The 2903-nt window shown below is 68.2% G+C and carries 2 protein-coding genes; both read left to right on the forward strand.

All coding sequences use genetic code 11. From position 1 onward, the window contains the following. The first annotated feature begins 183 nt into the window (after positions 1-183). The gene (istA, locus tag J2851_RS35390) at positions 184-1713 is read left to right on the forward strand and encodes an IS21 family transposase (RefSeq protein WP_281416145.1); all 1530 of its coding nucleotides are present in this window, start codon (positions 184-186) and stop codon (positions 1711-1713) included. A gap of 9 nt (positions 1714-1722) precedes the next feature. Continuing rightward, complete coding sequence (istB, locus tag J2851_RS35395; protein ID WP_209774071.1) at positions 1723-2490, forward strand: IS21-like element helper ATPase IstB; 768 nt, start codon at positions 1723-1725, stop codon at positions 2488-2490. Positions 2491-2903: the final 413 nt, after the last annotated feature.

Raw genomic sequence — 2903 nt, forward strand, 5'->3', positions numbered from 1 at the left:
TGCACAGTGCGCTCGAAACTGAACAGGACGACCGGAGGAAAGTGAACGGTCTGTACGGCAGCATGAACAGCGGAGCGGGTTGAGCAGCCGAGCGGCTTCTCGCGCCTTCGTCGCACCAGTAACGGCCCGTGCCGTTGCTCCTCTGCCAAGAGGAGACACGGCATGCCGAGAACGAGGATCGCGATGAGGAAGGTGAAAGAAGTGCTTCGGCTCCGATACGATCTCGCCATGAGCTACAGCCAGATCCGGCGCAGCTGTGGCCTCAGCAACGGCACCCTGAACGGTTTGCTGGCCCGGGCGGAGAAGGCCGGTCTGACCCGCTGGGAGCAGGTCCGCGACTTGAGCGAGGAGGCGCTGGAACGGCGCCTGTTCCAGCGCGCCGATGATGGCCAGTGGCTGGAGGAGCGCCCGCTGCCCGACTGGGCCGAGGTCGAGCGCGACCTGCGCCGCCACAAGCATCTCACCCTGAAGCTGGTGTGGGGCGAGTACATCGAGGCCAACCCCGGCGGCTACGGCTTCAGCCAGTTCTGTGACTATTTCCGCCGCTGGCGGCGCGAGCAGGGCCGCGGCGTCACGCTGCGCCAGGAGCATCGCCCCGGCGAGGCGTTGCAGGTCGACTACGCGGGCGACACCGTCGTGGTGATGGACGGCGGCCAAGCGCGCGAGGCGCAGATCTTCGTTGTCTGCCTGCCGTTCTCCGGGCTGATCTACACTGAGGCGACCTGGACCCAGCAGTTGGAGGATTGGCTCGCCTCCCATGTCCGGGCGTTCAACTTCCTGGGCGGGGTGCCCGGCGCGCTGGTGCCCGACAACCTGAAGAGCGGCGTCACCAAGGCGAACTTCTTCGACCCCGTGCTGAACGCCAGCTACTACGAGCTGGCCCGGCACTACGGCACCGCCATCCTGCCGACCCGGGTGCGCAAGCCGCGCGACAAGCCCGCGGCGGAGAATGCCGTCCTGCAGGTCGAACGCTGGGTGCTGGCGCCGCTGCGCCACCAGACCTTCTTCTCGCTGGGCGAGTTGAACGCGGCCATGATGCCGCTGCGCGAGGCGCTCAACAACCGGCCGCTGTCGCCGCCGCGCGAGGGAACCCGCCGCTCGGTGTTCGAGGCCGAGGAACGGGCGTTGCTGCGGCCTCTGCCCAGCGATCCCTACGTCGTGGGACAATGGGACCTTGGCCGGACCGTCGGCGCCGATTACCACGTGATCGCCGACGGCCATTACTACTCCGTGCCCTGCGCCTTGGCGCGCAGCAGGGTGGACGTGTTCACCACCGCCACGCTGGTGACGATCTTCCAACGCGGCGAGCGGGTGGCCAGCCATCCCCGCAGCCCGATCAAGGGCGGGCACACCACGCTGCCCGAGCACATGCCGCCGGGCCATCGCGCCGTGCTGGAACGCACGCCCGAACGTATGCGAGCCGAGGCGGCGGGGATTGGCGTGGCCACGGCCACCTACGTCGACCGGCTGCTCGCCTCGCGCCGCCATGTCGAACAAGGGGTGCGGGCGGCCTACGGCGTCGTGCGCCTGGCTGCCAAGTATGGCGCCATGGCCCTGGAGAAGGCGTGCGAGCGGGCGTTGGCGGCCGGGGTGCTGTCGCCGCGCTTTGTGGAAGGGCTGCTGAAGGCGCCCACCCGACCTGTCCTGCCCGAGCCCATCGAGGGCGGCCCCGGCGAGCACGGCAACGTGCGCGGCTCCGGCTACTATCATTGAGGGCGAGCCATGCTGCACCAGACCATCGAGAAGCTGCACGCGCTGAAGCTGTCGGCCCTGGCCGACGGGCTGCTCGCCCAGATGAAGCAGCCGGACATCGAGGCGCTCACCTTCGAGGAGCGCCTGGCGCTGCTGGTTGACCTCCAGCACACGGCCGCCCACAACGCGGCGCTCGGCCAGCGGCTGAAGGCCAGCAACCTGCGCCAGACCGCCTGCCTGGAGGATCTCGACCTGCGCACCCCGCGCGGGCTCGACCGCGGGCTGATCCAGACGCTGGCCAGCGGCCAGTGGATCCGCACGGCGCGCTCGGTTCTGCTGACCGGGCCGACCGGCGTGGGCAAGACCTTCATCGCCTGCGCGCTTGGCCATCAGGCGGCTCGGGACGGCTTCTCGGTTCTCTACCGGCGCCTGCCCCGCCTCCTGGACGACTTGGCGATTGCCCGGGTGGAAGGGCGGCACCGGCGAGCGTTTGCCAAGCTGGCCCGCACGCGGCTGCTGATCCTGGACGACTGGGCGATGATCCGGCTGACCGCCGAGCAGCGCCGCGACCTGATGGAGGTGATCGACGACCGGCACGACCGGGCGGCAACGATCCTGGCCTCACAAATCCCCGTGTCCAGCTGGTTCGACCAGATCGGCGATGCCACCTACGCCGACGCCCTGCTGGACCGCGTCGTTCACAACGCCTACCGCATCGAGTTGCGCGGCGAGTCGATGCGCAAGCGCCTCACGGCGAACAGCAAGGAGGACACCCCGACCAGCACGCCAGCGACGTGACCGGCGCCTTGCCTTCGGGCGAGGATGATGTCCAAGGGGCACAGGCCCCTCAAGTGTGGCGCTGAAGCGCCACCGCCTTCGGCGGCTTCGCACTTGACCGGCCTGCGCCCCTTCGACCGATGCTCCGCCATCGAAGACAAGGGCGAAGAATGCCGACGCGCGTAATCAGGGCAGGTATTTGGGTCTGCGGGGATCAATAGATGGATCAACTGGGAATGCCGCCATGATCACTGATGGTTGACCCGCGAGCTAAAGAGAACGTAAAGTGCAGATGACGAAGGCGGCGTGAGGTGCCACCCCGCGGGCGACAGCGCGCACAGGGTGTTCATGCTGCCGTACGGCCTGTTCGATTACCGCCGTACGCGCTGTTCAGTTTCGACCGGACAGCCTGTTCATTTTCACCGGACTGTGCA

Origin of the sequence: Azospirillum rugosum (assembly GCF_017876155.1) — a bacterium.
GTDB lineage: Bacteria > Pseudomonadota > Alphaproteobacteria > Azospirillales > Azospirillaceae > Azospirillum > Azospirillum rugosum.

Excerpts from the sequence above, each read along its gene's own strand:
- istA (WP_281416145.1), top strand. The coding sequence starts at position 184 with ATGAGGAAGGTGAAAGAAGTGCTTCGGCTCCGATACGATCTCGCCATG.
- istB (WP_209774071.1), top strand. The coding sequence starts at position 1,723 with ATGCTGCACCAGACCATCGAGAAGCTGCACGCGCTGAAGCTGTCGGCC.